The sequence below is a fragment of the Pseudomonas sp. S60 genome, from assembly GCF_016647865.1.
GTDB classification, from domain to species: domain Bacteria; phylum Pseudomonadota; class Gammaproteobacteria; order Pseudomonadales; family Pseudomonadaceae; genus Aquipseudomonas; species Aquipseudomonas parafulva.
The window spans coordinates 99,808-126,473 of the sequence record NZ_JACVVH010000008.1; the positions used below are offsets into that span (position 1 = coordinate 99,808).

A 26,666-nucleotide genomic window follows, 5' to 3' on the forward strand; every position below is an offset into this window, starting at 1 on the left:
AGCGAACTGCGCCTGGCTCGCCATCTTTTTCAGCTTGGAGCTCGCTGATTGAATTTATGTGGTTGTTATCAGTGGCGAGCGTTGAGCCACGAAGATCACTAGCAAACTTCTAGCCACAAGCGAGCAACAGGGGCAGCCTTGATGCGGTCCGCCCCTCTTGCCGCTTGTAACTTGCAGCTTGCAGCTGCCCTTTTAGAAGAAGCCCAGCGGGTTGATGTCGTAGCTCACCAGCAGGTTTTTGGTTTGCTGGTAGTGGTCGAGCATCATCTTGTGCGTTTCACGGCCAACACCCGACTTCTTGTAGCCGCCGAACGCCGCGTGCGCCGGGTACAGGTGGTAGCAGTTGGTCCAGACACGGCCAGCCTTGATCCCGCGGCCCATGCGGTAGGCGCGGTTGATGTCGCGGGTCCACACCCCGGCACCCAGGCCAAACTCGGTATCGTTGGCAATCGCCAGGGCCTCGGCCTCATCCTTGAACGTGGTCACGCTGACCACCGGCCCGAAGATTTCCTCCTGGAACACGCGCATCTTGTTGTTGCCTTTGAGCAGCGTCGGCTGGATGTAGTAACCGGTGGCCAGCGAGCCCTCCAGTTTTTCCACCTTGCCGCCGGTCAACAGCTCGGCGCCTTCCTTCTGGGCGATGTCGAGGTACGACAGGATCTTCTCGAACTGCTGCTGGGAGGCCTGTGCGCCGACCATGGTGTCGGTGTCCAGTGGGTCGCCGCGCTTGATCTGCAGCACCTTCTTCATCACCACTTCCATGAACTGCGGGTAGATCGACTCCTGCACCAGTGCCCGCGACGGGCAGGTGCACACCTCGCCCTGGTTGAAGAACGCCAGCACCATGCCTTCGGCGGCCTTGTCGATGAAGCTCGGCTCGGCCTGCATGATGTCTTCGAAATAGACGTTCGGCGACTTGCCGCCCAGTTCGACGGTGGAGGGGATGATGTTTTCGGCTGCGCATTTCATGATGTGCGAGCCCACCGGGGTAGAGCCGGTGAAGGCAATCTTGGCGATGCGCTTGCTGGTGGCCAGCGCCTCGCCGGCCTCGCGGCCAAAGCCTTGCACCACGTTGAGCACGCCCTTGGGCAGCAGGTCGCCGATCAGCTCGACCAGTACTGTGATGCCCAGCGGCGTTTGTTCAGCAGGCTTGAGCACTACGCAGTTGCCGGCCGCCAATGCCGGGGCCAGCTTCCACGCGGCCATCAGGATCGGGAAGTTCCAGGGAATGATCTGACCGACCACGCCCAGTGGCTCGTGAATGTGGTAGGCAACGGTGTTTTCGTTGATCTCGGCAGCGCCGCCTTCCTGGGCGCGTATGCAGCCGGCGAAGTAGCGGAAGTGGTCCACTGCCAACGGGATGTCGGCGTTCAGGGTTTCGCGGATTGGCTTGCCGTTGTCCCAGGTTTCGGTAATGGCCAGCACTTCGAGGTTCTGCTCGATGCGGTCGGCGATTTTCAGCAGCACGTTGGAGCGGTCCTGCACCGAAGTGCGGCCCCAGGCATCGGCAGCCGCGTGTGCAGCGTCCAGGGCTTTGTCGATGTCTTCGGCAGTGGAGCGCGGGAAGTCGGCAATCGGCTGGCCGTCCACCGGGGACGTGGTGGTGAAGTACTCACCCTTTACCGGAGGAACGAACTCACCACCGATGTAGTTGCCGTAGCGGCTCTTGAAGGAAACCTTCGCGCCTTCGGTACCGGGATGTGCGTAACGCATGGTGTGTCTCCTGGCTATTGTGTTTGTGTGGAGTTACCAAGCGTAGAGCAAAGCGCGGGCCACTGTGCCTTGGCTCAATAAAATCAATGGCTTGCGCCAGTACTTGGATGTTGCAGCCTGGCCCTTGTACCACGGGCGGTACGGTTGGGCATGACACTGTGTACCGTTTACGGCACAACGTTGGGCCGCTGCATTGCAAACCCCTGCACGGTGGAGGATGCTGGGGCGATGCACTCATCTGCGGAGCACAACAACAATGCAGAGCAACCCGTTCACCCGCCACGCCCGGCAAGTGCACACGGTGGCCCACGGCGGCGCCAGCGAGGGTGGCGGCGACCCGTCCATCGCTCGCTCCTGGCTGCGTTGCCTGGAGGACTATCACCTCGACCCGGCACTGATCGAGGCCCCGGTGGTGCTGGAGCATGGCCGCCTGCAGGAGAGCCGCGAGCGCCTGCGCCAGGTACTGCAAATTGCCGAGCACGAGATGAACAGCCTGCACCAGCAGCTCTCGGGTGCCGGCCACGCGGTGCTGCTCACCGACGCACGCGGGGTGATCCTCAACTGCGTCACCGCGCCTGCCGAGCGGCGCAGTTTCGAGCGCGCCGGGCTGTGGCTGGGCGCCGACTGGAGCGAAGCCCGGGAGGGCACCAACGGCATTGGCACCTGCCTGGTCGAGCGCCAGGCGCTGACCATTCACCAGCATGAACATTTCCGTGGGCGGCACACCGGGCTGACCTGCTCGGCAAGCCCCGTGTTCGACCCCCACGGCCAGTTGCTGGCGGTGCTCGACGTCTCGTCAGCGCGGCCCGATGTTTCGCGCCAAAGCGAATTCCACACCATGGCCATGGTCACCCTGTCGGCCAAGATGATCGAGAGTTGCTATTTCCTGCGCCAGTTCGAGCAGTACTGGCTGCTGCGTTTTCATGTACAGGCCGAATCGGTCGGGCTGTTCAGCGAAGGGCTGCTGGCGGTGGAGGGTGATGGGCGCATCTGCGCTGCCAACCAGAGCGCGCTCAACCTGCTGGGGCGCGTGCGCGGGGGCGTAGTCGGCCAGTCACTGGAAGACTTTTTCACCTGCCGCCACGACGACGTATTCAGCCGAGCCACCCCGGGCGGCAGTGCGGTGTGGCCGCTGCACACCGTCGATGGCCGGTTGGTGTTTGCCAGCCTGCGTGGTCAGGCGCCCGCGCCGGTGTGGTCGGTGCCTGCGGCTCAGCCGCTGCCGGTGCCCGAGGTGCAGCCGCAGGTGTGCCTGCTGGACCCTGCGTTGCAGAACCACTTCCGCCGTAGCGTGCGGGTGTTCGAGCGCAATGTGCCGTTGCTGCTGCGCGGGGAGACCGGTTGCGGCAAAGAGGCCTTTGCCCTCGCCGTGCACCAGGCCAGCGGGCGGTGCGACAAACCGTTCGTGGCCATCAACTGCGCGTCCATCCCCGAAAGCTTGATCGAAAGCGAGCTGTTCGGTTACCGGGGCGGCAGTTTCACCGGCGCACGCAAGGAAGGCATGCGCGGCAAGCTGCTGCAGGCCGATGGCGGCACCTTGTTGCTGGACGAGATTGGCGACATGCCGCTGGACCTGCAGACTCGCCTGCTGCGGGTGCTGGAGGAACGCCAGGTGGTGCCGATTGGCGGCGAGCCCCAGGCGGTGGACGTGCGGATCATCAGCGCCACTCACCGTGACTTGCTGCAACGGGTGGAGCAGGGCACCTTCCGCGAAGACCTCTACTACCGCCTCAATGGCCTGGAGGTAGCACTGCCTGCGGTACGCGAGCGCAGCGACAAGGCCCAGTTGCTGGACTTCTTGTTCCGCGAGGAGGCCAAAGGCCAGTTGATCGACATCGCACCCTGCGCGCGCCAGGCGCTGCTGGCTTTCGCCTGGCCCGGCAACGTGCGGCAGATGCGTAACGTGCTGCGCACCCTGGTAGCGCTGTGCGAGCACACCCACATCGCTTTTGCCGATCTCCCCGGCATCATCCGCGAGGGCTCGCCCCTGCGTGCAGGTGTCGGCTTGCCCGCGTCAGGGCCCGACGCCCTGAAAGATGCCGAATGCCAAACACTCCTGGCTGCCCTGCAAGCAAAACACTGGCACCTCACCCGGGTAGCCGAGTACCTGGGCATCAGCCGCAATACCCTGTACCGGAAACTGCGCAAGCACAACCTCAACCGGCCAGCCTGAGCGAAACAGCGGGTGCGATTTATCGCGCCCTGGGCTACCCTGCCTCGATGTTTTGCGAGGTCGACCATGCATATTCACATTCTCGGTATTTGCGGCACCTTCATGGGCTCGCTGGCGGTGCTGGCCAAGGAACTTGGCCACCGCGTCACGGGCTCCGACGCCAATGTCTATCCGCCCATGAGCACCCAGCTCGAAGCCCAGGGCATCGAGCTGACCCAGGGCTACGACCCTGCGCAACTCGACCCGGCGCCAGACCTTGTGGTCATCGGCAACGCCATGTCCCGCGGCAACCCGGCAGTGGAGTACGTGCTGAACAAGGGCCTGCCCTATGTGTCTGGCCCGCAGTGGCTGGCCGACCATGTGCTGCAGGGGCGCTGGGTACTGGCGGTAGCGGGTACCCACGGCAAGACCACCACCAGCAGCATGCTGGCCTGGGTGCTGGAACACGCTGGCATGAGCCCGGGTTTCCTGATTGGCGGCGTGCCGCAGAATTTCTCGGTGTCGGCCCGCTTGGGCGCGACGCCCTTCTTCGTGGTAGAGGCTGACGAATACGACAGCGCGTTCTTCGACAAACGCTCCAAGTTCGTGCATTACCACCCACGCACCGCCATCCTCAACAACCTGGAATTCGACCACGCAGATATCTTCCCGGACCTGGCGGCCATCGAGCGGCAGTTCCATCACCTGGTGCGCACCATCCCCAGCGAAGGCCTGGTGATTCACCCCACCTCCGAACAGGCGCTGGAGCGGGTGATCGGCATGGGTTGCTGGACGCCGGTACAGACCACGGGCGATGGCGGGCAGTGGCAGGCGCGCCTGCTCAGCCCGGACGGCTCGCGCTTCGAGGTGCTGTTCGAAGGCCAGGTGCAGGGCGTGGTGGACTGGGCCCTGACTGGCCAGCACAACGTGGCCAATGCCCTGGCTACCCTGGCGGCAGCGCGCCATGTGGGCGTGGTGGCCGCCATGGGTATCGAAGGCCTCAGCGCATTCAAAAGCGTTAAACGGCGCATGGAAAAGGTCGCTGAAGTCCAGGGTGTAACCCTCTACGACGACTTCGCCCATCACCCTACTGCCATCGCCACCACCCTGGACGGCCTGCGCAAGCGGGTAGGCGAGGCGCCGGTCATTGCGGTGATCGAGCCACGCTCCAATTCCATGAAGCTGGGTGCTCACCGCGACGGCCTGCCCGAAAGCGTCAATGATGCCGACCAGGTCATCTGGTACGCGCCTGCCAACCTGGGCTGGGACCTGGCGGGCACCGCTGCGCAGTGCACGGTACCGAGCATGGTGGCGGGTAGCATCGAGGCAATCATCGAGCAGATCAAGGGCCAGGCCCGCCCAGGCACCCACGTGGTGATCATGAGCAACGGCGGCTTTGGCGGCCTGCACGGCAAGCTGGCAGAGGCCCTGAAGTGAGCGGGCCGCAGCGCATCACCCTGGCCATGACGGGGGCCTCGGGCGCCCAGTATGGCCTGCGCCTGCTCGACTGCCTGGTGCGCGAGGACCGCGAGGTGCATTTTCTGATCTCCAAGGCCGCACAACTGGTGATGGCCACCGAGACCGACGTGCTGCTGCCGGCCAAGCCTCAGGCCATGCAGGCGTTCCTTACCGAGTACACTGGCGCCGCCGCCGGGCAGGTGCGGGTGTACGGCAAGGAAGACTGGATGTCGCCGGTTGCGTCGGGCTCCGGCGCGCCCGCTGCCATGGTGGTAGTGCCCTGTTCGACGGGCACGTTGTCTGCCATTGCAACTGGCGCCTGCAACAACCTGATCGAGCGGGCTGCCGATGTGACCCTCAAGGAGCGTCGCCAGCTGATCCTGGTGCCGCGCGAAGCGCCGTTCTCCACCATTCACTTGGAGAACATGCTCAAGCTCTCGCAGATGGGCGCGGTGATTTTGCCTGCCGCGCCCGGGTTCTATCACCAGCCGCAGACCATCGATGACCTGGTGGACTTTGTGGTGGCGCGCATTCTCAACCTGCTGGACATCCCGCAGGACATGCTGCCGCGCTGGGGTGAGCATCACCTTGGGGTGGATGATTGAAACGAGCGTTGGCCTGCATGATGGCAGTGGCTGCGCTGGGCGGCTGCGCCACGGTGCGTACACTGGATGCGAATGTACCTGGGGCCCCGGTGGTGTACGCCGGGGCCCGGCTGGACTGGTACGTGATCAATGGCGGCTGCTGCCCGCGGGAACGCTTTGGTGCTGACGCACCCCATTTCGCAAAGGCCGACCTTGTGCCCAGCATGCTCCTCGATACCCTGCTGCTGCCACTGTCCCTGCTGACCGCAGCGGGTGTCGAGTACAGGGCCTCGGGCGGCCTTTGACGGCTACGGCCTGCCCAGCTTTCGCAGTTCGTCCGATTCGACGATGCGTACCCCGTCCTGTTCTTCCAGCGCCAGGCGCCACAGCGCCCTGGCCAAGGTGCAGGCCTCGATACCCCGGTATTTGCCCGGTATCAGCTTGGAAAACGGCGCTGCGAGTTTTTCTGTAAGGCGCGGGTGGCTGCGCTCGCCCAGTAGCAAAGAGGGGCGCACGATGGTGAGCTGTGGCCAGTCCTGGGCCTTCAATGCTTCCTCCATCTCACCCTTGACCCGGTTGTAGAAAATCGAGGATTTCGGGTCTGCGCCCAGCGCGCTGATCACCAACAGGTGACGGGCGCCCATTTCCCGCGCCCGCTTGCTGAAGGCCACTACCATGTCCAGGTCCACTGCCCTGAACGCAGACTCGGAGCCCGCCTGTTTCAGCGTGGTACCCAGGCAGCAATAGGCGATGTCGACACGCCCACCCAGCTGTGGCAAGAACACCGCCGGGTCGCCGACGGGGTTCTCCAGGTGCGGATGTTCGGCCAGTGGCCGCCGGGTCGGTGCCAGCACCCGGGTGATGGTCGGCTCGTTGAGCAGGCGGTCGAGCAGGTGTTCACCGGTCAGGCCGGTCGCTCCGGCAAGCAGGACATGCTGAGGCGTCAAGTACATGATGTCTCTCCCTTGTTACACCCAAGCTTAGTGGTTGCGCGGCGTTTTTGCCTGCGCCCCCACCTTGGCATGGGTGGCATTGCGCAAGGCTTCTTCGGCTTGCTGACTGCGCAGCCGCTGCCAGTGTTCCAGCACCTTGGGCGGCGCCCACAGCTGCGGTTCAGACGCTTCGAAGCCTTCCCTTCGTTCCCGTTCGGCAACACTGTCACGCGCCAGTTCAAACGCCTGTTTCAGGTCGTCGGTCTGGTTCAGTGCCTGGGCGAACAGGGCATCGCCAAAGTAGGTGAAGTCGGCTTCTTCCGAGCAGCCGAACGACACCCGGTCAGCCCGTGCTGCGGTCATGATCACGGTGCGCTCGTCCTTCAGGCCGGCGATGTAACCACCGGAATAACAGGCAGAGATGACGATTACCTTGTCCCGGTCCTTGAGCGGTGCCAGGGCGCTGGCCAGCTCGCCGGCAGACAGGTCCGCCAGCTGCAGCCGTGGCTGGTCCAGCACCAGCTGGTGATCCTCGCTGCCGTGGCTGGTCAGGTAGATGAACAGCAGGTCTTGCGGGCCGCTGCGTTCTGCCAGTGCCTGGGCCGCGCGGGTAATGCTCTGGCGGGTGGCCATGGGGCGTGTGGCCATGAAGTCGCGGTGATTGACCAGGGTGACCTGGCCACGGGCACCGAAGCGTACCTTCAGCAGGTTGCTGACGTAGTCGGCCTCACGCAGGAACACGCTCTGCTGCCCGTCGCCGGCCACCACCAGGCTGTACAGCTGGATGGGCGCCAGCGAGCGCGGCACTGCCGCCAGCGCTTCGTCCAGCAGCCGGCCCTGGTTGAGCAGGGCGAGGTCGAGAGGGTCGGGCAGCAGCTTGCCGTGCTGGTCGCGCACGCGCACGCCGTTGGCCCAGACCCCGCTTTGCACCTGGCCGTTGGCCAAGGTCAGGCGCCCTTGGCCGTGGTAGGCATCGTTGAGCAGGTTACCCACGTACTGGCTGCCATCGGCCAGTTGCAGGCTGCCGTGGCCAGACATGCGCCAGTCGACGAAGGCGCCTTTGTAATGGCTGCCATCGCTGCCGAGCATTTCGCCTTCGCCCACCAGCGCGCCGTCCTTGAACTGGCCGATCCACACATCACCGTCGGCATTTTCGTAGCGGCCCCGGCCCTCCAGGCGGTTGTCCTTGAATTCACCGATGTACTGCTCGCCGTCGACGCTGTCGTAAGTACCGGTGCCTTGCAATTGGCCGTCCACGAAGCGCCCGCTGAACTGGTTGCCGCTGGCGTCGCTGCGTACCCCGGCGCCGTTGGGTTTGCCTTTGGCGAACAGGCCTTGGTAGCGGCTGCCGTCGGCCAGCTCCAGCTGGCCGGCGCCTTCGTACTGGTCGTCCTTGAACTGGCCACGGTAGGTCTGGTCGGCCTGCTTGAGGGTGCCTTCACCGTCACGGCGGCCGTGGCGGAAGGTGCCGGCGTAATGGCTACCGGGGGTGATCAGGTCGCCCAGGCCTTCGAACAGGCCATCCTTGAACTGGCCACGGTACACCTCACCGTTCTGGCCATGCCATTCACCCTGGCCGTGCCACTGGCCATTCTTGAAGGTACCGGCGTACCAGCTGCCGTTGGGGTAGTCGATGCGCCCTTCGCCCTGCAGAAGGCCATCGACCACCTGGCCTCGGTAGCGGCCGCCATCGGGCAGGCGCGCATCTGGCGGCAACAGGGATTCGCCATCGCCACAAGCGGTAAGCAGCAGAAGCAAGGTAAAGGGCAGCAGTGGACGCATGGCGATGACCGGGCAATAAGTTTGCCGAGTATGACGCAGATTGGGTGAGCGACGGTAGGAGAGAGGGAGGGCTTGGAGGTGCCCGCCCTGATGATTTTTTCGCTTTTGAACCCGAGCGCCCCCCGCTCCTACACTGAAATAATTGCCCACAAAAAATGTAGGAGCGAGCGCAGCTCGCGATAGGCTGCATAGCAGCCCCTGTCCTTCAGGTAATGCGCAAAAACGCCAGCATGCTGCGATTCACCGCTTCGGCAGCTTCCATCTGCACCATGTGGCCAGCCTCAGGCACCAGCAGCACTTCAACATCGAGGCCTTCGGCATGGCTGGCCGGGATGATCGCGTCCTTGCCGCCCCAGATCACCAGCGCCGGCTGCTGGGCAAGTACATGGCGTAGGTCGTGGCGCTGGGTATCGCCCTCGGCAAGGCCCGAAGCCAGCTGGCGCAAGGCACCGTCCACGCCCTCCAGCCGCTTGAACTTGAGCATGTCCTCCAGCATCTGCCGGGTTACCAGCGCCGGGTCGGCGAACAGCTGGACCATGTGCGGTTTCAGGGCATTGCGGTTGGCGGCAGCCACGAAGCCTTGCAGGTACTGCCCATTGATATGCTCGCCCAGGCCCACGCTGGCGATCAGGCTCAGGCTTGCCACCCGCTGCGGGGCCATGCGCGCAATGTTCAGGCACACTGCGCCGCCCATCGAGTGGCCAGCCAGGTGAGCCTTGGTGATGCCCAGGTGGTCAAGCAAGGCCAACACGGTTTCGGCCAGCTCACCCAGGTCGCCGCGTTGCAGAGCCTTGGCCGACTCGCCGTGGCCCGGCAGGTCGAGGGCGATCACCCGGCGCTCGGCGGCCAGGGCGGGGTGGTTGAACATCCAGTTGTTGAGGTCGCCGCCAAAGCCGTGCACCAGCACCAGCGGCGTACCCCCTTCGCCCAGCTCGAACCAGCGCAGCAGTTGCCCGGCCACCTCGGCCTTTTGCGGGGCGGGCCCCTGGGCCTGGTCGGCGTTGCCCTCTGCGACGAACTCGGCCTGGAACCGCTGTACCACGGCCTCGATTGCGGCCTCGTCAGCCTCGCCTTCGACCACCACCGCCAGCAGCGCCCCCACCGGCAGGATTTCATCGGGTTTGGCCACCACGCGGCGCAGCACCCCGCTGAAAGGCGCCTCGACGCTGCTGCTGATCTTGTCGGTCTCCACGTCCAGCACTTCATCGCCCTTGCTGATCGGGTCACCTTCCTGCTTGAGCCAGGTGTCCACCCGGCCTTCGGTCATCGACAGGCCCCACTTGGGCATGGTCAGGGTATGGATCTGGCTCATGCGGCGCTCCTTTTCGCGTCGATCACCTTGCGTACGGCGGCCTCGACCTTGGCTGCGTCAGGGATGTACAGGTCTTCCAGCGCATCGGAGAACGGCACGGGAGTATGCGGTGCGGTCACCATCTCGATCGGCCCCTTGAGTGCGGCAAACGCCTTTTGTGCAACGAGCGCGCTGATGTCGGTGGCCACGGAACAACGCGGGTTGGCTTCGTCGATGACGACCAGGCGCCCGGTTTTTTCCACGCTTTCCAGAATGCTGTCCTCGTCCAGCGGGCTGGTGGTGCGCAGGTCCAGTACCTCGCAGTCGATCCCCTGGCGGGCCAGGTTGTTGGCAGCTTCCAGTGCCACATGGACCATGCGGCCGTAGGTCACCAGGGTCACATCGTCACCGTCGCGCAGGTAGTTGGCCTCGCCGAACGGTACGCTGTACACCTCTTCCGGCACCTCGCCCTGCAGGCTGTACAGCAGCTTGTGCTCGCAGAAGATCACCGGGTCGTTGTCGCGAATGGCCTGGATCAACAGGCCCTTGGCGTCGTAGGGCGAAGACGGGCACACCACCTTCAGCCCGGGAATGTGCGTCCACAGCGAGGTGAGCATTTGCGAGTGCTGGGCAGCGGCACGCAGCCCGGCACCGTACATGGTGCGCATCACCAGCGGGGTGACCGCCTTGCCACCGAACATGTAGCGAAACTTCGCGGCCTGGTTGAGTATCTGGTCCAGGCAGCAGCCGGCGAAGTCGACGAACATCAGCTCGCAGACCGGGCGCAGGCCTTGGGTCGCGGCGCCCACCGCAGCCCCCACATAGCCAAGCTCGGACAAGGGCGCGTCCAGCACCCGCCCGGGGAACTGGTGGTACAGGCCTTTGGTAACCCCCAGTACGCCGCCCCAGGCGTCATCCTCGCCCGGCGCGCCGGCGCCGCCGGCGACGTCTTCGCCAATGATGAAAACGCTCTCGTCGCGGCGCATTTCCTGGGCCAGGGCTTCGTTGATGGCTTGCTGGTAGCTGATCTTTCTTGCCATGGTGATTCTCCTGTCGTTCTTGTTATGGGCAGCTCAGGGGTAGGCGACGTAGACGTCGGTCAGCAGGTCGGCAGGTTGCGGTTTGGGGTCGGCCTTGGCGCGCTGCACGGCATCCTCGATCAGGTCTTCGATGCGCGCATCGATAGCGTCAAGTTGTGCGGCGCTCAGCCAACCGGCCCGCGTGGTCTTGTCGCGAAATTGCATTAGGCAGTCGCGGGTCTCGCGCAGGTTCTTTACCTCGTCGGGCGCACGGTAGGTTTGTGCGTCGCCTTCGAAGTGGCCGTAGTAGCGGGTGAGCTTCACCTCGACCAGCGAGGGGCCCTGACCACTGCGGGCGCGTTCGACGGCGGCGCCGGCAGCTTCGTGCACGGCAAAGAAGTCGAAGCCATCAATGGTCACCCCTGGCATGCCGAAGCCTGCGGCGCGGTCGGCGATGTGCTTGCAGGCCACCGACCAGTTCGAGGCGGTGGCTTCGGCATAGCCGTTGTTCTCGGCCACGAAAATGCAGGGCAGCTTCATGATCGCCGCCATGTTCATGGCCTCGAACACTGCACCCTCGTTGGAGCCACCGTCGCCAAAGAACACCACCGCCACATCGTCACGGCCCTTGATCTTGGCCGCCAGCGCGGCGCCGGCCACAAGCGGTGCGCCTGCGCCGACAATGCCGTTGGCCCCGAGCATGCCTTTGCCCAGGTCGGCGATGTGCATCGAGCCGCCCTTGCCGCCGCACACACCGGTCTTCTTGCCGTAGATCTCGGCCATCATGCCGTACACATCCACGCCCTTGGCGATGCAGTGGCCATGGCCACGGTGGTTGGAGGCGATACAGTCGCTGTCGCGCAAGTGCGCCATGACGCCGGCGGCCGAGGCTTCCTCGCCGGCATAAAGGTGGACAAAGCCGGGTATCTCGCCGGTGGCGAATTCGACATGCAGGCGTTCTTCGAACGCGCGGATGGTGCGCATCACCTCGTAGGCATGCAGCAGTTGTTCGGTGCTCAGTTGATTGGACATGTTGTTGTTCTCCGGGGTGTCTCAACGGTTCACAGCGTGCAGGCCCATCGCACGTGCTTGCCTGGGCTGGAGCAAGGCCGGTGCCAGCTTTGTGCAGGCTGCCGGAAAGGCCCGTTGCAGAGCGGCCCTGCATGTATTTCGCGATCAGCCTCGCCAGGCAGGCTGAGACGCCCGGTGCCGGCGCGCGGCTGCGGCCGGTGAGACGTTGAGACGCTGCGTCTCACGCCTGCCGATAATCACCCCGTGCTTGTCGGGGCATGCCAGCGGGCGCTTAATGGCCGCACAACCATAAAAAGCTGTAACGAGAACCGGAGGGCCTGAATGCTTGCCGCGAACTCCCGAGCCCATGTCGACTGCGTCAGCCGGGTGCTGAAAAATGCCGACCGCCTGCCCCAGGCGCCGGTGCCACCGCTGATCCTGGATTCATGGCGCCGCTCCATGGAGCTATACCGCCTGGACCCTGCCTCCCAACAAGGGCCGCGGGTGCTTTCACCCAGCCTGCTGAACGAATGCCGCGAGCGTGCCGAGCTGTTTTTGCGCATTGCCAGCGATGCGGTGGCACGCCTACATGAACGGGTGCGCGGCGCCGACTACTGCGTGCTGCTGACCGATGCCCAGGGCCGTACCATCGACTACCGCGTCGAGTCAGCCATCCGCAAGGACTGCCGCAAGGCCGGGCTCGACCTGGGCACCTGCTGGTCGGAGGGCGTGGAGGGCACCTGCGGGGTGGCCGCGGTGCTGACCAGCAGGGCCCCGGTCACGGTGCACAAGCGCGACCACTTTCGTGCGGCCTTCATCGGCCTGACGTGCACGGCGGCGCCGGTGTTTGACCCGCAAGGCGAGGTGCTGGGCGTGCTGGATGTATCGGCCCTGCAATCGCCGGATGACCGTCGCAGCCAGCACCTGATTCGCCAACTGGTGGAGCAGACCGCGCGCGAGATCGAGAACGCGGTATTCATGCACAGTGCGCAGGGGCACTGGGTAATGCGTGCCCATGGCACCCCGGGCTACGTGGAAAGCCAGCCCGATTACCTGCTGGCCTGGGACACCGATGGGCGCCTGCAGGCGCTCAACAGCCTGGCACGAGAGCACCTGGCGCAAAGGCTTGGGCGCTTGCCGGCGCACATCGGCGAGCTGTTCGACCCTGAGCAGCTGCGGCGTGTCAGTGCTTCCAGTGCCCAGCGCCTGCCAGGCCTTGCCGGGCTGTACGGCCGGGTCAGCCCGCCCCAGCGCCGCACGCCTGCCCGGGCCGAGCAGCAAGGCCAGGACGCGCGTATCGAGCAGCACCTGCAGTTGGCCACGCGGGTCAAGGACTGTGGCCTGGCAATCCTGGTGCTGGGCGAGACGGGGGCTGGCAAGGAAGTGTTCGCCCGCCAGTTGCATCGCCTGAGCCGGCGCCACCAAGGGCCGTTTGTGGCCCTCAACTGTGCGGCCATTCCGGAAAGCCTGATCGAGAGCGAACTGTTCGGGTATGCGGCGGGGGCGTTTACCGGGGCTTCCAGCAAAGGGATGCAGGGGCTGTTGCAGCAGGCCGACGGCGGCACGTTGTTCCTCGATGAAATCGGCGACATGCCCCTCACCCTGCAAACACGCCTGTTACGTGTGCTGGCAGACGGCGAAGTGGCGCCCTTGGGCGCGGCGCGGCGTGAGCACGTGGACATTCAGGTGATCTGCGCGACGCACCGGGATCTGGCGGCGAGGGTGGAGCAGGGCCAGTTCCGGGAGGACCTCTACTTCCGCCTGGCCAACGCCAGCTTCGCGCTGCCGCCGCTGCGTGAGCGTGAGGACCTGCTGGGGTTGATCCACCAGATGCTGAGTGAAGAAGCGGCCGGCTGCAGTACCGACGCCGTGTTGGCCAATGATGCGCTGCAAGCGCTATTGGTGTACCGCTGGCCTGGGAACCTGCGGCAGTTGCGCCAAGTGCTGCGCTACGCCTGCGCAGTGAGTGAAGGCGGGCACATCCGGATGAAAGACCTGCCCCAGGCGCTGCAACACGAACCCCCTGTTGCAGATGCCCCAGGGATATCGTGCCCCGCCCGGCAGTTGCTGCTCGATGCCTTGATACGTCACCGCTGGAAGCCGGTTGAAGCGGCGCGGGCATTGGGCATATCGCGCGCGACGCTGTATCGGCGCGTACATGAACACCGCATCGAAATGCCGCGGATGAAGGGGTGAGCACAGGCCCGGACAGGCCATAAAAAACCCCGGCACAGGGCCGGGGTTGTTGAACATCACACTACGCGATCAATCCTGGTTCGCCAGTTTGTGCTCGAGGTAGTGAATGTTGACGCCGCCTTTGCAGAAGCCTTCATCACGCACCAGGTCGCGGTGCAGCGGGATGTTGGTCTTGATGCCATCGACCACGATTTCGTCCAGGGCATTGCGCATACGGGCCATGGCCTCGTCGCGGTCCTTGCCCCAGGTGATCAGCTTGCCGATCAGCGAGTCGTAGTTCGGCGGTACCGAGTAGCCGCTGTACAGGTGCGAATCGACACGTACGCCGTTGCCGCCGGGTGCGTGGAAGTGCTTCACCGTGCCTGGGCTCGGGATGAACTTCTTCGGGTCTTCGGCGTTGATCCGGCATTCCAGCGAATGGCCGTGGACCACGATATCTTCCTGGCGGAACGACAGCTTGTTGCCAGCGGCGATGCTCAGCATCTCCTTGACGATGTCGACACCGGTGACCATCTCCGAAACCGGGTGCTCAACCTGTACGCGGGTGTTCATCTCGATGAAGTAGAAGCGACCGTCTTCGTACAGGAACTCGAAAGTACCCGCACCGCGGTAGCCGATCTCGATGCACGCGTCCACGCAGCGCTTGAACACTTCCTGGCGGGCTTTCTCGTCGATACCCGGGGCTGGCGCTTCTTCCAGTACCTTCTGGTGACGGCGCTGCAGCGAGCAGTCACGGTCGCCCAGGTGGATGGCGTTGCCCTGGCCGTCCGACAGCACCTGCACTTCAACGTGGCGCGGGTTGGTCAGGAACTTCTCCAGGTACACCATCGGGTTGCCGAAGGCAGCACCGGCTTCGGTACGGGTGAGCTTGGCCGAGGCAATCAGGTCTTCTTCCTTGTGCACCACGCGCATGCCGCGACCACCACCGCCACCAGCGGCCTTGATGATCACCGGGTAGCCGACTTCACGGGCAATGGCCAGGGCCATTTCTTCGTCTTCCGGCAGCGGGCCATCGGAGCCCGGCACGGTAGGTACGCCGGTCTTGATCATGGCGTCCTTGGCCGAAACCTTGTCGCCCATCAGGCGAATGGTGTCAGCTTTGGGGCCGATGAAGGCGAACCCGGATTTTTCCACCTGTTCGGCGAAGTCGGCGTTTTCCGCCAGGAAGCCGTAGCCCGGGTGGATCGCCGTGGCGCCGGTGACTTCGGCGGCCGCGATGATTGCCGGAATATGCAGGTAGGAATCCTTGGACGATGCAGGGCCGATGCAGACCGACTCGTCTGCCAGGCCCAGGTGCATCAGTTCACGGTCGGCGGTGGAGTGCACCGCGACGGTCTTGATGCCCAGCTCTTTGCAGGCACGCAGGATCCGCAGGGCAATTTCCCCACGGTTGGCGATCAGGACTTTTTCGAGCTTCCCAGACATCGTTGGCTCTCCGCGATTCAAACGACGGTGAACAGCGGCTGGTCGAACTCAACCGGCTGGCCGTCTTCTACCAGGATGGCGTCGATCACACCGCCGATTTCGGCTTCGATGTGGTTCATCATCTTCATGGCTTCGACGATGCACAGGGTGTCGCCTTTTTTCACGGTCTGGCCAACTTCAGCGAAGTTCGGCGAGGTCGGCGAAGGCTTGCGGTAGAAGGTGCCGACCATTGGCGAGCGGACCACGGTGCCTTTCAGGGCAGGGGCAGCAGCAGCGGCTTCAGCAACCGGGGCCGCGGCGGCTGCCGGGGCGGCTACTGGGGCAGCGGCCATTGGTGCAGGTGCATAGAACTGCTGGGCAGCCGGGGTCTTGCTGTGACGGCTGATACGGACAGACTCTTCGCCTTCCTTGATCTCCAGCTCGTCGATGCCAGACTCTTCCAGCAGCTCGATCAGTTTCTTGACTTTACGGATATCCATTAATCATCAACTCCCAAAGGTTCGGTCAGGGGGCGAAAGGTAAAAACGTGTCGACACGTTTCTCTCGACCCTGGCCACCGAGGCCAGGGTTTTCATTATTTGGGCTGTGCGTTGGCAGCCAGTTGTTCCAGCGCAGACTCCAGGGCCAGCCGATAACCGCTGGCGCCCAGGCCGCAGATCACACCCACTGCAACGTCGGAAAAGTAGGAGTGATGGCGGAACGGTTCGCGTTTGTGCACGTTGGAGAGGTGCACTTCGATGAATGGGATGCTCACCGCAAGCAACGCGTCACGTAATGCGACACTTGTATGGGTGAACGCCGCCGGATTGATCAGGATGAAGTCCACACCCTCATTGCGCGCCGCGTGAATGCGTTCGATCAGTTCGTATTCGGCATTGCTCTGCAAATACTGCAAATGGTGGCCCGCTGCACGGGCGCGTTGCTCCAGGTCCTGGTTGATCTGGGCCAGGGTCACGGCGCCGTAATGGCCAGGCTCGCGAGTGCCGAGCAGGTTCAGGTTGGGGCCGTGAAGCACCAGTAGCGTTGCCATCTGCAGATTCCTTGGATTTGTAGGGCAATTCGACACAGCGCGGCGAGTGTGCCGTAAAGGGGTACCAAGTGTCCAGTTCCCCGAAATAGCCAGCACGATGCCCGAGGTTCGCGCGAAGTATGTGACCGGATGTTTGGATCCGGTCACTCAGCGCAGGTTTGCGCCCGGCATACGGGCGCCTCAAAGGCCTGCTGTAGCGCGTACGCGCTGAAGAATAGCGGCAAATTCATCGGCGTTTACTTCACCAATGACCCGATCAGCGGTTATTTCGCTGCCATTACCGCCAAAAAACAGGATTGCAGGTGGGCCGAACAGCCCGTACCGGTCCAGCAGGCCGCGTTGGGCGGCATCACTTTGGGTGATATCGAAGCGCAGCAGCTTGAACCCTGCCAACTGCGGGCGCACCTGTGCGGCGTTCAGCACCTCGTGCTCGATTACCTTGCAACTGATGCACCAGTCGGCATACCAGTCCAGTAGCACCGGTTGGCCAGCGGCCTTGGCCTGCGCCAGCGCTGCGTCCAGGGCGGCGGGGGCGGTTAGGGTTTGCCAGGCGTCGGCCGGTACCGCAGGGGTGCCAACACCCACCTGAACAGCGGGCGGTAATGGCCGCAGCGGATCGCCCTGGCCACTGAGCGCGCCGTACCAGCACGCCAGGGCGTACACCAGCAACGCCAGGCCCAGCAGCTGTGCCAGGCGCTGGCGGGGCGACTTGACCACGAACTCAAGGGCGCCGAGAAACAGCGCCACACCGGCGCTCAGCAGGCCCACCAGCAACAACGTCAGCGGGCCGGGCAGCACGCGGCTGAGCAGGCCGATAGCCAGCCCCAGCAACAGCACGCCAATGGCATTTTTCACCGTGTTCATCCAGGCTCCGCCTTTTGGCAGCCAGGCGGCACCACCGGTGGCGATCAGCAGCAGCGGGGCGCCCATGCCCAGGCCCAGGGCAAACAACTTGAGGGCGCCGCCCAGGGCGTCGCCACTGGCGCTGATGTAGAGCAGGGCACCGGCCAAGGGGGCCGAAACGCAGGGTGAAACCAGCAGGCTCGACAGCACCCCCAGCGCTGCCGCGCCCAGCAGCGAGCCGCCTTTGGTGCGGCTGGCCACACTGTCCAGGCGGCTGCTCAGCGCCTGTGGCAGTTTCAGTTCGAACAAGCCGAACATGGCCAGGGCGAACACCACGAAGAACAGCGCGAAGGGCACCAGCACCCAGGCCGACTGCAAGCGGGCCTGCAGGTTGAGGCCTGCGCCAAACAGGCCCATCAGCGCGCCCAGGGCGGCAAAGCTTGCGGCCATCGGCAATACATACGCCAGCGACAACGCCAGGCCGCGCAACCCGCCTACCTGGCCGCGCAGCACCACCCCGGACAGAATCGGCAGCATCGGCAGCACACAAGGGGTAAAGGTCAGGCCCAGGCCGGCGAGAAAGAACAGCAGCAGTGACTTCCACGTCCAGCCCTGCTCGCTGCCAGGGGCAGAAGGGCTAGCCAGTGCGGTGCTGGCGCCTTGGCCGTCGATGCTGATGCGTTCGGTTTCCGGCGGGTAGCACAGGCCCTTGTCGGCGCAGCCCTGGTAACCCACCTGCAACGTGAATGCACGGGTATCTGTACGCGGCAGCTCAATGTCGAGCACCCCGTGATAAACCTCGACGTCGCCGAAAAACTCATCATGCTTGGGTTCGCCTTTCGGGATATTCGGCGTGCCCAGGGCGATATCCGCCGGCTCGGTATGGAACTGGAACCGGTGGCGGTACAGGTAGTAGCCATCGGTGGCCACAAAGCGCAGCTTGATGCTGTGCGCATCGGCCTGTACCAGGCTGAGCTTGAAGGCTTCGTGCACCGGCAGGAAGTCGGCGTTGTTGGCCAGCGAGGCGGCGCCAAGGGTGGCGCTGGGGCGGTTGTCCAGCAGGCCGGTGGCGAACACCGGGCTGGCCAGCAGCAGGAACAACAGGAAAAACAGGCGGCGCATGGCGGACTCGCGAGGTGGAACGTGCCGCGCATGATAGCGGAGCGCCCGTGCGATGTCCCCCATGGGCATTGGCTCACACCCTGAACGCGCGTACCGCCCGGTTCAGCTCGCCGCCCAGGCTCAGCAACTGCTCGCCTTGCTCGCGGCCTTCGCCTATGCGCTGCAGGTTGTCGCTGCCCAGTTCATGGATACGTTCGCTGTGGTCACGAATTTCGCTCACGGCGCCGCTCTGCTGGGCGGTGACATCGGCGATGCGCACGGCGGTATCGGAGATGGTGCGGATGGCGCAGACGATTTCATCCAGCGCGCCGTCCGCCGTCTGCGCCTGGCTGGCGGTCGCCTCGGCGTGCTCAAGCTGGGTACGCATGCCGGTCACGGCGCTTCTGGCCGCCTGTTGCAGCCGGTCGATCAGCGTCTGGATTTCGCCGGTGGCGCCCGTGGTGCGCTGGGCCAGGGAGCGCACCTCATCGGCCACTACCGCAAAGCCGCGGCCCATTTCGCCAGCGCGGGCCGCCTCGATGGCGGCGTTCAGCGCCAGCAGGTTGGTCTGCTCGGCGATCGAGCGGATGACCGTAAGCACCCCGCCAATGGTGGCAGACTCCTCGGCCAATTGCTCGATCATGCGGGCGTTGCCCTGCACCTCGTCGACCAGCGTGCGCAGCCCTGACAGGCTCTGGCCAATCACCGTCTGCCCCTGTTCCACCGCACGCCCGGCATCACGGCTGGCATGGGCGGCGGCGCTGGCATCGCCGGCCACCTGCTGGATGGTCGCTTCCAGCTCGCCCAGGGCGTCGCGGATCTGGCCGGTGTCGCCGGCCTGGCGCTGGGCGCCGTCGTGCAGGGCGGCGCTCATGCCTGCCAGGGCATGGCTGCTGCCGGCTACCTGTTCGGCATTGTGGCGGATGGTGCCCACCAGCTCGACCAGGTATTGGCGTAGGCGGTTGAGCGATTCCTGAATATCGTGCAGTTCGCGGTTGGTCTTGCCCAGGGCGATGGCCTGGGCGAAGTCGCCTTCGGCCCAGCACGACAGGGCCGGGGCCAAGCTGGTGAGGGTGCGCGCAAGGCGCCGTTGCAGCGTATCGATCAACAAGGCGATCAACAGGATCAGGCCGATCATCAGGCCCTGGATGATGCGCACCTCCCCTGCAATCTTGCCATGCAGGTTGCGGACTTCTGGTTCCAGGGCGGCAATGGCCTGTTGCACCGCATCCAGACGCTGGCCGGTGCTGGTCGCCAGCGCGGCGCGCCGCTCAATCTGGGCTCGGGTGCGCTGCAGCTCGGCAGGGTAGCGGCTCAGCAGGCTCTGCAGTTCGCGCTTGAGGGGCACGGCCACATCTTCCTGCTGCTCGCTGGCCTGGGTTTGCAGGCCCATCATGGCGGCAAAATCGTCCGCCCCAGACTCGGCGGCGCGGGTCACCCCCAGCAGCGGCAGGCCGTCGATGACCTGGGCCTGGGCGCGTATCAGTTGCAGTTCACGCTCCACTTCATCGGCAAGCTCCGGTCGGCCGCTGCTGACCAGCTTGTCCCGTGCAAGCGACAGCCGGCCCAGGTGCACGGCGGCATCCAGCAACGGCACCTGATAACGGTTGGCGTCGGGGCTGTTGCTGTCCCGGGCATAGCCGGCCAGTTGCTCAAGGTTGGCGCCCAGTTCACGCTCGGCCTGCAGCAGCAGGGCTTGCGGGTCGCCTGCCAGCTTGCCTGCCGCCAGTAGATCGCCGGCGGTGAAGGCCTGCAGCCCATCCAGGCTAGGCCGCAGCTTGTCGGCGAGTTCGCCCGGCCATTCGGCCAGGCCCGCCTGTAACTGTTGGGTGGCTTCCAGCGCGGCAGCGTGGCGCAGGGCATCGCCGCTGCCCAGGTAGGCCTGGATATTGCGCGCCGCCTGGTTCTGGAACTGCTGGGACAGGCCCAGGTAGCGCTCCATCATCTGGTAAGGGCGTTCCAGCGCCCGCTGCGACCACCACAACGTGGCCGCCAGCGCAATGCACACGGTCACCAGCAACAGCGTGTTGAAATTGGTCAGCCACTTCAGGCGCATAGCCGCACACTTCCTGCGCAGGGGGGAGATAGGCGCCTGAAGTTATTGCGATTTTGTGACGTGGTGATGACGACAAAGGCCTGGCGTCAAAAAAAGTGGCAAAGTGCCGCTATTTGCGTAGGTCCCGTTTCAAGGCTCTACGCGTACCACGCAGTTACGGCCCGCATGCTTGGCCCGGTACAGGGCTTCATCGGCGGCACTGGCCATGGTCAGTGCGTCCAGCCCGTCATCCAGTTGCACCACACCTGCACTGAAGGTGCACTGCAGGTCCCGGGGTTGGGCCGGGTACAGAATGTCGGCAAAGCGCCGGCGGATCTCGTCCAGTACCTTGTGCGCCGCCTCCAGGGCGGTATTGGGCATGACGATGGCGAATTCCTCACCGCCGTAACGGCCAATGAAATCGGACTTGCGTAGCCGCTGCTTGAGGAACAGCGCCAGGCTCTTGATCACTCGGTCACCCATGGGGTGGCCGTGGCGGTCGTTGATCTTCTTGAAATGGTCGATGTCGAGCATGGCAAAGCTGAGCGGCTGGCACTCACGCCGCGCCCGGAAGCTGCAGTCTTCGAGCAGTTGCAGGATGTGCGTGTGGTTGTACAGGCCCGTCAGGCTGTCGCGCACCATGCGTGCCTTCAGGTGCCTGGCGCGGGCGGCGCGGTTGCGCACGGTGGTGATCAGGTGGCGTGAGCGAAACGGTTTGGTCAGGAAATCGTCGCCGCCTTCACTCATCGCATCGAGCTGCTTGTCCAGGTCGTCTTCGGCCGACAGGTAGATGATCGGCACGCTGACGTAACGGTCGTTGTGACGGATGACCTTGGCCAGCTCCGGGCCCGTGCAGGCGGGCATGTACATATCCAGGATGATCAGGTCGGGCTGAAAGTCGGCCAGTTCGGCCATGGTACGAATCGGGTCGCTCAGGCTGCGGGTAACCATGCCCGCCCCGGCCAGTACCCGTTCGGTGTACAGGGCCTGGGTACGCGAGTCATCGATGATCAGCACCCGCAGTGGGTCGTAGGGGGCGGCGTCGGTCAAGCGTTCGACCTTCTCCAGCAGGCTGGAGGCCTCCAGGGTGCCGGTGAGAAAGTCTTGGCCACCTGCCCTTACCGCAGCCAGGCGGGTAGGGGTGTCGGTTTCGTGGTGGCTGAAGAACAGCAACGGCACGGGTTTTACCAGCGTGGCCTGGATCTCGGCAGCCAGTGCCAGGCCTTGGCCGGCGCCACTGAAATCGACATCCATGATCACCGCCGACGGCGGGCATTCACTGAAGGAGGCACGAAACGCATCAGCCGTTGGCAACGCCTGCACGCCAAGGCCGAAGAATTCCAGTTGTTGCGCGAGGCGCTCGGCACGCTCGTGGTCCTGCAGCAGGATGTAGACCGGCCGGCGCACAGGCGCGAGCAGTACCTGGTCGAGCGGGTCATCCTTGCGCAGGCCGCTACGCGTGAGCTGCTGGGCGGGGCGCTGCGGGCTCGGCTCGACTGCTTGGCTCATGTCCTGGCTACTTTGTAGGTTGTGGTATGCAGGGGCAGTGATGGCTCTATGCTAGCACCTCTTCATGGCAGGGTGAGTGTCACATGTCAACAAAATGACCAGGATCACTATTCAGTTCATGACCGATGGGTCGCTTATGCGTAAGGCAGTGTCTGCTTTATAGTGCAGCAAGGCGGGCTTGCCGTGGCACCCTGGCGTAGGCCTGTGGTCCAAGCCCCTGAACCGTCGTGACTGATTAAGGACAAAGCCATGCTGGACTGGAAAAACCGCGAGGCGAAAGCCGAGCCCCGTGAGCGTGCCGACAGCCGCGGCGCTGCCGCCCGTAGCTACTTTGGCGGGTTGTGGAGCCGTGCGCTGCTGACCCTGGTCGGGTTGTACCTGTTGGTCTGCATTGGCCTTGGCTGGTACTGGAGCCAGGAGCCGGACCTGTTCCCGGTCCAGCAGAACGCGCAAGCGGCCGCTCAACGCAACGCCCAGCAGATGGTCGTGGGTTACACCACCATCGAAACCCTCAAGACCGTGGCCGGCACGTTGCTGGACAAACCGGGCGGTTACATTTCCAACGACCGCTTACCACCAGGGCTGTGGATGGACAACATGCCGAGCTGGGAATACGGCGTACTGGTCCAGGTGCGTGACCTGTCCCGGGCCCTGCGCAAGGACTTCGCCCGTTCGCAGTCGCAGTCTACCGAAGACGCCGACCTGGCCAAGGCCGAGCCACGCTTCAACTTCGACAACAAGAGCTGGATTCTGCCTTCCAGCGAGTCGGAGTTCGAGGAAGGTATCAAGTCGCTGTCGCGTTACCAGGCACGCCTGGCCTCGGGTGACAAAGGTGCAATCTTCTACACCCGCGCCGACAACCTGAACAACTGGCTGGGCGATGTCGCCACCCGCCTGGGTTCGCTGTCCCAGCGCCTGTCGGCCAGTGTTGGCCGGGTCAAGCTCAACACCACGTCCAAGACCGACTCGGTGGTGGCTGGCCAGGCGCCGCAGGTGGACGAGGAAGTGGTGGAAACCCCTTGGCTGCAGATTGACAACGTGTTCTACGAGGCCCGTGGTCAGGCCTGGGCACTGTCGCACCTGCTGCGCGCCATCGAGGTGGACTTCGCCGACGTGCTGGCGAAGAAGAATGCCACGGTGAGCGTGCGCCAGATCATTCGTGAACTGGAAGCCTCGCAGGAACCGCTGTGGAGCCCGATGGTGCTCAACGGCAGCGGCTTTGGCATGTGGGCCAACCACTCGCTGGTCATGGCCAACTACATCTCCCGCGCCAACGCTGCCGTCATCGACCTGCGCCAGTTGCTGTCGCAGGGCTAAGGTGAGCATCACTGCCCGCGAGGCCGCCCACCGGGCGGCTTCAGACCGCGAGCTGGTGACCTGGGTGGATGAAGCCGACCAGGTGCAGGGGGCTTTGCCCCGGGCGCAGTTACGCGAACGCGGCCTGATCGGCCGCTGCACCTTCATCCTGCTGTTCAATACCGCCGGTGAGCTGTGCGTGCACAGGCGCACCTTGAGCAAGGCGCTGTACCCAGGTTATTGGGACGTCGCGGCAGGGGGTATGGTCGCAGCGGGCGAGGGCTATGCCGAGTCTGCGGCCAGGGAGCTGGCTGAGGAACTGGGGGTCGAGGGCGTTGAACTGCGCTTTCATGAGCGGTTCTACTTTGACCAGCCTGGCAACCGCTTGTGGTGTGCAGTTTATTCGGCGGTGTCCGATGCGCCGTTGCGCTTGCAGCCGGAAGAGGTGATGGAGGCGCGGTTCATGGGGTTGGAGCAGGCTGAGGCGCAGAGCCTGAGCGAACCTTATTGCCCGGATTCGTTGGCGGCGTTGCAGCGCTATAAAGCCAGCCTTTGAGTGCTTGCGTGTTGCTCAGGAAGTGGGGCTGGCCAATGACCCCGTTCCTGTGCAAATACTTCGATCGCGATCACGGCGCGCCTACACAATAGCCAGATTTATCGTTACACTGCGCGCCCTTTTCAGGCTGCCGCAACACCTTGCGGCAGTAGCGCTGCCCCTGCCAGAGTGGGGCTTTGCGGTCGGCCTTGTCCCAGGCTCGACCAGTTTTTGTCCTCAGCGCAGAGGAACAAAAGTGGCCAAGAAAGCTTCTTCCTTTTCCGCCCTTGGCGGTCTCGTTTACTCCACCGATGCCGGTCGGCACTGCCCCGACTGTGGCCAGCCGGTGGATGCCTGCACCTGCAAGCAGCAGGCTATCCCCGAAGGGGATGGCATTGCCCGCGTGCGCCGCGAAAGCAAAGGCCGCGGCGGCAAGACCGTGACCACCGTCACCGGGGTGCCGCTGCCGCTGGATCAGCTCAAGGAGCTGGCCACCACCCTCAAGCGCCGCTGTGGCACCGGTGGTGCGTTGAAGGACGGGGTTATCGAAATTCAGGGCGACCATGTGGAGCTATTGGTTGCCGAACTCATCAAGCAGGGTTTCAAGGCGAAGAAGTCCGGCGGCTGAGTCTTTTTGCCCGGTGCTTTCTAAACTCGTTGCTGTGACCAGGGTCTACCCAGGCAACAGACGAACCGTCACTTTTGGCTTTTACACTGCGCCCGCCAGCTGGCAGGGCCGTGTTTACGACTTACTTATAGGGGACTTGAATGTCCGTACGACGCACACGCAAAGACGATGGTAGCCAATGGACCGTGGCCGACAGCCGCAGTGTGTATGGCATCCGCCATTGGGGCGCTGGTTATTTCGCCATCAATGATGCCGGGCGCGTCGAAGTGCGCCCCAATGGGCCGGACAGTGCCCCGATCGACCTGTTCGAGCAGGTTGACGAGCTGCGTCAGAGTGGGCTGTCACTGCCGTTGCTGGTGCGCTTCCCTGACATTCTGCAGGACCGCGTGCGCCAGCTGACCGGGGCCTTCGATGCCAACATTGCGCGCCTGGAATACCAGAGCCAGTACACCGCGCTGTACCCGATCAAGGTCAACCAGCAGGAAGCGGTGGTGGAAAACATCATCGCCACGCAGAACGTGTCCATCGGCCTGGAAGCCGGCTCCAAGCCTGAGCTGCTGGCAGTGTTGGCATTGGCGCCCAAGGGCGGCACCATTGTCTGCAACGGCTACAAGGACCGTGAGTTCATCCGCCTGGCGCTGATGGGCCAGAAGCTGGGCCACAACGTGTTCATCGTCATCGAGAAAGAGTCGGAAGTGGCGTTGGTGATCGACGAGGCCGCCGAGCTCAAGGTCAAGCCGCAGGTGGGCCTGCGGGTGCGCCTGTCGTCGCTGGCCTCGAGCAAATGGGCCGACACCGGTGGCGAGAAGTCCAAGTTCGGGTTGTCGGCCGCGCAGCTGATTTCGGTGGTACAGCGTTTCCGTGACGCCGGGCTTGACCAGGGTATCCGCCTGCTGCACTTCCACATGGGCTCGCAGATCGCCAACCTGGCCGATTACCAGCATGGGTTCAAGGAGGCCATCCGCTATTACGGCGAACTGCGTGCCCTGGGCCTGCCGGTGGACCATATCGACGTGGGCGGTGGCCTGGGCGTTGACTACGACGGCACCCACTCGCGCAATGCCAGCTCGATCAACTACGACATGGACGACTACGCCGGCGTGGTGGTGGGCATGCTCAAGGAGTTCTGCGACGCGCAGGGCCTGCCGCACCCGCACATCTTCTCCGAGAGTGGCCGCTCGCTGACCGCGCACCATGCCATGCTGGTCATCCAGGTGACCGACGTCGAGAAACACAACGACCAGGTGCCGACCATCGAGAACAAGGCAGCCCTGCCCGAGACCGTGCAGTGGCTGGTTGACCTGCTGGGCCCTACCGACATCGAGATGGTGACCGAGACCTACTGGCGCGCCACCCACTACATGGGTGACGTGGCGGCGCAGTATGCCGACGGCAAGCTGACCCTGGCCGAGAAGGCCCTGGCCGAACAGTGCTACTTTGCCGTGTGCCGCCGCCTGCACAACTCGCTGAAGGCTCGCCAGCGCTCCCACCGCCAGGTGCTGGACGAATTGAATGACAAGCTTGCCGACAAGTACATCTGCAACTTCTCGGTGTTCCAGAGCCTGCCCGACACCTGGGCCATTGGCCAGGTGCTGCCGATCATCCCGCTGCACCGCCTGGACGAAGAGCCCCTGCGCCGCGCCGTGCTGCAGGACCTGACCTGCGATTCCGACGGCAAGATCAACCAGTACGTGGATGAGCAGAGCATCGAGACCAGCATGCCGGTGCATGCCTTGAACGAGGGCGAGGACTACCTGCTGGGTGTGTTCCTGGTGGGCGCGTACCAGGAGATCCTGGGCGATATGCACAACCTGTTCGGTGATACCGACTCGGTGAACATCTACCAGAACGCTGATGGCAGCGTTTACCACGCTGGTATCGAGACTCACGACACCATCGAGGACATGCTGCGCTATGTGCACCTGTCGCCGGAGGAACTGATGACCCATTACCGCGACAAGGTGGCCAGCGCCAAGATCACCGCACGCGAACGTACCCAGTACCTGGATGCGTTGCGCCTTGGGTTGACCCGGTCTTCGTACTTGTCGTCGTAAGCGGCGGCCTATCGCTCGCTTCTACCCTCCCGTAGGAGCGAGCGCAGCTCGCGATGCGCCGCAACGCGGCGC

The 26,666-nt window shown here is 64.2% G+C and carries 21 protein-coding genes; 9 read left to right on the plus strand and 12 right to left on the minus strand.

Annotation, left to right across the window (positions count from 1 at the left end; all coding sequences use genetic code 11):
* Nucleotides 1-192 precede the first annotated feature (192 nt).
* The gene (gene exaC, locus IAE33_RS06385) at nt 193-1,713 is read right to left on the minus strand and encodes an acetaldehyde dehydrogenase ExaC (protein ID WP_028633024.1); all 1,521 of its coding nucleotides are present in this window, start codon (nt 1,711-1,713) and stop codon (nt 193-195) included.
* Nucleotides 1,714-1,969: 256 nt separating this feature from the next.
* Here exaC and IAE33_RS06390 point away from each other — a divergent pair, with 256 nt between their 5' ends.
* The 4 genes from IAE33_RS06390 to IAE33_RS06405 all read left to right on the plus strand — a co-directional run bounded on the left by IAE33_RS06390 (nt 1,970) and on the right by IAE33_RS06405 (nt 6,212).
* Nucleotides 1,970-3,886, plus strand: a complete 1,917-nt coding sequence (locus IAE33_RS06390) for a sigma-54-dependent Fis family transcriptional regulator (protein WP_201162831.1) — start codon at nt 1,970-1,972, stop codon at nt 3,884-3,886.
* Between the two features lie 66 nt (nt 3,887-3,952).
* The gene (gene mpl / locus IAE33_RS06395; protein WP_201162832.1) at nt 3,953-5,302 is read left to right on the plus strand and encodes a UDP-N-acetylmuramate:L-alanyl-gamma-D-glutamyl-meso-diaminopimelate ligase; all 1,350 of its coding nucleotides are present in this window, start codon (nt 3,953-3,955) and stop codon (nt 5,300-5,302) included.
* Nucleotides 5,299-5,928 carry a flavin prenyltransferase UbiX gene (ubiX, locus tag IAE33_RS06400; RefSeq protein ID WP_028633021.1) on the plus strand — a complete coding sequence of 210 codons (630 nt, stop codon included), beginning with the start codon at nt 5,299-5,301 and terminating at the stop codon, nt 5,926-5,928. Before mpl ends, ubiX begins: the two co-directional genes overlap by 4 nt.
* Complete coding sequence (locus IAE33_RS06405; RefSeq protein WP_201162833.1) at nt 5,925-6,212, plus strand: YceK/YidQ family lipoprotein; 288 nt, start codon at nt 5,925-5,927, stop codon at nt 6,210-6,212. Before ubiX ends, IAE33_RS06405 begins: the two co-directional genes overlap by 4 nt.
* 3 nt (nt 6,213-6,215) lie before the next feature.
* Here IAE33_RS06405 and IAE33_RS06410 read toward each other — a convergent pair whose 3' ends face one another.
* The 5 genes from IAE33_RS06410 to IAE33_RS06430 form a co-directional block, all read right to left on the minus strand.
* The gene (locus IAE33_RS06410) at nt 6,216-6,860 is read right to left on the minus strand and encodes an oxidoreductase (protein WP_201162834.1); all 645 of its coding nucleotides are present in this window, start codon (nt 6,858-6,860) and stop codon (nt 6,216-6,218) included.
* Between the two features lie 27 nt (nt 6,861-6,887).
* Nucleotides 6,888-8,621 (minus strand): C13 family peptidase, encoded by a 1,734-nt coding sequence (locus IAE33_RS06415; protein WP_201162835.1) that lies wholly within the window; start codon nt 8,619-8,621, stop codon nt 6,888-6,890.
* 205 nt (nt 8,622-8,826) lie between these two features.
* Entirely contained in the window at nt 8,827-9,933 is a 1,107-nt protein-coding gene (locus tag IAE33_RS06420; protein WP_201162836.1) for an acetoin dehydrogenase dihydrolipoyllysine-residue acetyltransferase subunit, read from the minus strand.
* The gene (locus tag IAE33_RS06425) at nt 9,930-10,952 is read right to left on the minus strand and encodes an alpha-ketoacid dehydrogenase subunit beta (protein ID WP_028633016.1); all 1,023 of its coding nucleotides are present in this window, start codon (nt 10,950-10,952) and stop codon (nt 9,930-9,932) included. The genes IAE33_RS06420 and IAE33_RS06425 overlap by 4 nt, the downstream gene beginning before the upstream one ends.
* A 33-nt stretch (nt 10,953-10,985) precedes the next feature.
* The gene (locus IAE33_RS06430; RefSeq protein WP_201162837.1) at nt 10,986-11,963 is read right to left on the minus strand and encodes a thiamine pyrophosphate-dependent dehydrogenase E1 component subunit alpha; all 978 of its coding nucleotides are present in this window, start codon (nt 11,961-11,963) and stop codon (nt 10,986-10,988) included.
* A 321-nt stretch (nt 11,964-12,284) separates the two neighbouring features.
* Between IAE33_RS06430 and IAE33_RS06435 the strand changes: the two genes are divergently transcribed.
* A complete protein-coding gene (locus IAE33_RS06435; protein ID WP_201162838.1) occupies nt 12,285-14,138 on the plus strand; it encodes a sigma-54-dependent Fis family transcriptional regulator in 1,854 nt (617 codons plus the stop codon).
* Nucleotides 14,139-14,207: 69 nt separating this feature from the next.
* On the opposite strand, the gene accC is transcribed toward IAE33_RS06435, so the two are convergent.
* The 6 genes from accC to IAE33_RS06465 form a co-directional block, all read right to left on the minus strand.
* A complete protein-coding gene (gene accC / locus IAE33_RS06440; RefSeq protein ID WP_060482303.1) occupies nt 14,208-15,563 on the minus strand; it encodes an acetyl-CoA carboxylase biotin carboxylase subunit in 1,356 nt (451 codons plus the stop codon).
* A 17-nt stretch (nt 15,564-15,580) separates the two neighbouring features.
* Nucleotides 15,581-16,042, minus strand: a complete 462-nt coding sequence (gene accB, locus IAE33_RS06445; protein ID WP_060482302.1) for an acetyl-CoA carboxylase biotin carboxyl carrier protein — start codon at nt 16,040-16,042, stop codon at nt 15,581-15,583.
* Between the two features lie 95 nt (nt 16,043-16,137).
* Nucleotides 16,138-16,593, minus strand: a complete 456-nt coding sequence (gene aroQ, locus IAE33_RS06450; protein ID WP_028633011.1) for a type II 3-dehydroquinate dehydratase — start codon at nt 16,591-16,593, stop codon at nt 16,138-16,140.
* Nucleotides 16,594-16,773: 180 nt separating this feature from the next.
* Complete coding sequence (locus tag IAE33_RS06455) at nt 16,774-18,558, minus strand: protein-disulfide reductase DsbD (RefSeq protein ID WP_201162839.1); 1,785 nt, start codon at nt 18,556-18,558, stop codon at nt 16,774-16,776.
* A 73-nt stretch (nt 18,559-18,631) separates the two neighbouring features.
* Complete coding sequence (locus tag IAE33_RS06460) at nt 18,632-20,593, minus strand: methyl-accepting chemotaxis protein (protein WP_201162840.1); 1,962 nt, start codon at nt 20,591-20,593, stop codon at nt 18,632-18,634.
* 129 nt (nt 20,594-20,722) lie between these two features.
* On the minus strand, nt 20,723-22,081 hold the full coding sequence (locus IAE33_RS06465) for a diguanylate cyclase (protein WP_201162841.1): 1,359 nt from the start codon (nt 22,079-22,081) through the stop codon (nt 20,723-20,725).
* 249 nt (nt 22,082-22,330) lie between these two features.
* Between IAE33_RS06465 and IAE33_RS06470 the strand changes: the two genes are divergently transcribed.
* The 4 genes from IAE33_RS06470 (at nt 22,331) to speA (ending at nt 26,594) form a co-directional block, all read left to right on the plus strand.
* Entirely contained in the window at nt 22,331-23,398 is a 1,068-nt protein-coding gene (locus IAE33_RS06470) for a DUF2333 family protein (RefSeq protein WP_201162842.1), read from the plus strand.
* A 1-nt stretch (nt 23,399) separates the two neighbouring features.
* Nucleotides 23,400-23,933 carry an NUDIX hydrolase gene (locus tag IAE33_RS06475; RefSeq protein WP_201162843.1) on the plus strand — a complete coding sequence of 178 codons (534 nt, stop codon included), beginning with the start codon at nt 23,400-23,402 and terminating at the stop codon, nt 23,931-23,933.
* Between the two features lie 235 nt (nt 23,934-24,168).
* Nucleotides 24,169-24,540: a translation initiation factor Sui1 gene (locus tag IAE33_RS06480; RefSeq protein ID WP_028633006.1), complete on the plus strand. Its 372-nt coding sequence runs from the start codon at nt 24,169-24,171 to the stop codon at nt 24,538-24,540.
* Nucleotides 24,541-24,680: 140 nt separating this feature from the next.
* Nucleotides 24,681-26,594, plus strand: coding sequence for an arginine decarboxylase (gene speA, locus IAE33_RS06485; protein WP_060482296.1), 1,914 nt, complete (start codon nt 24,681-24,683; stop codon nt 26,592-26,594).
* Nucleotides 26,595-26,666 lie beyond the last annotated feature (72 nt).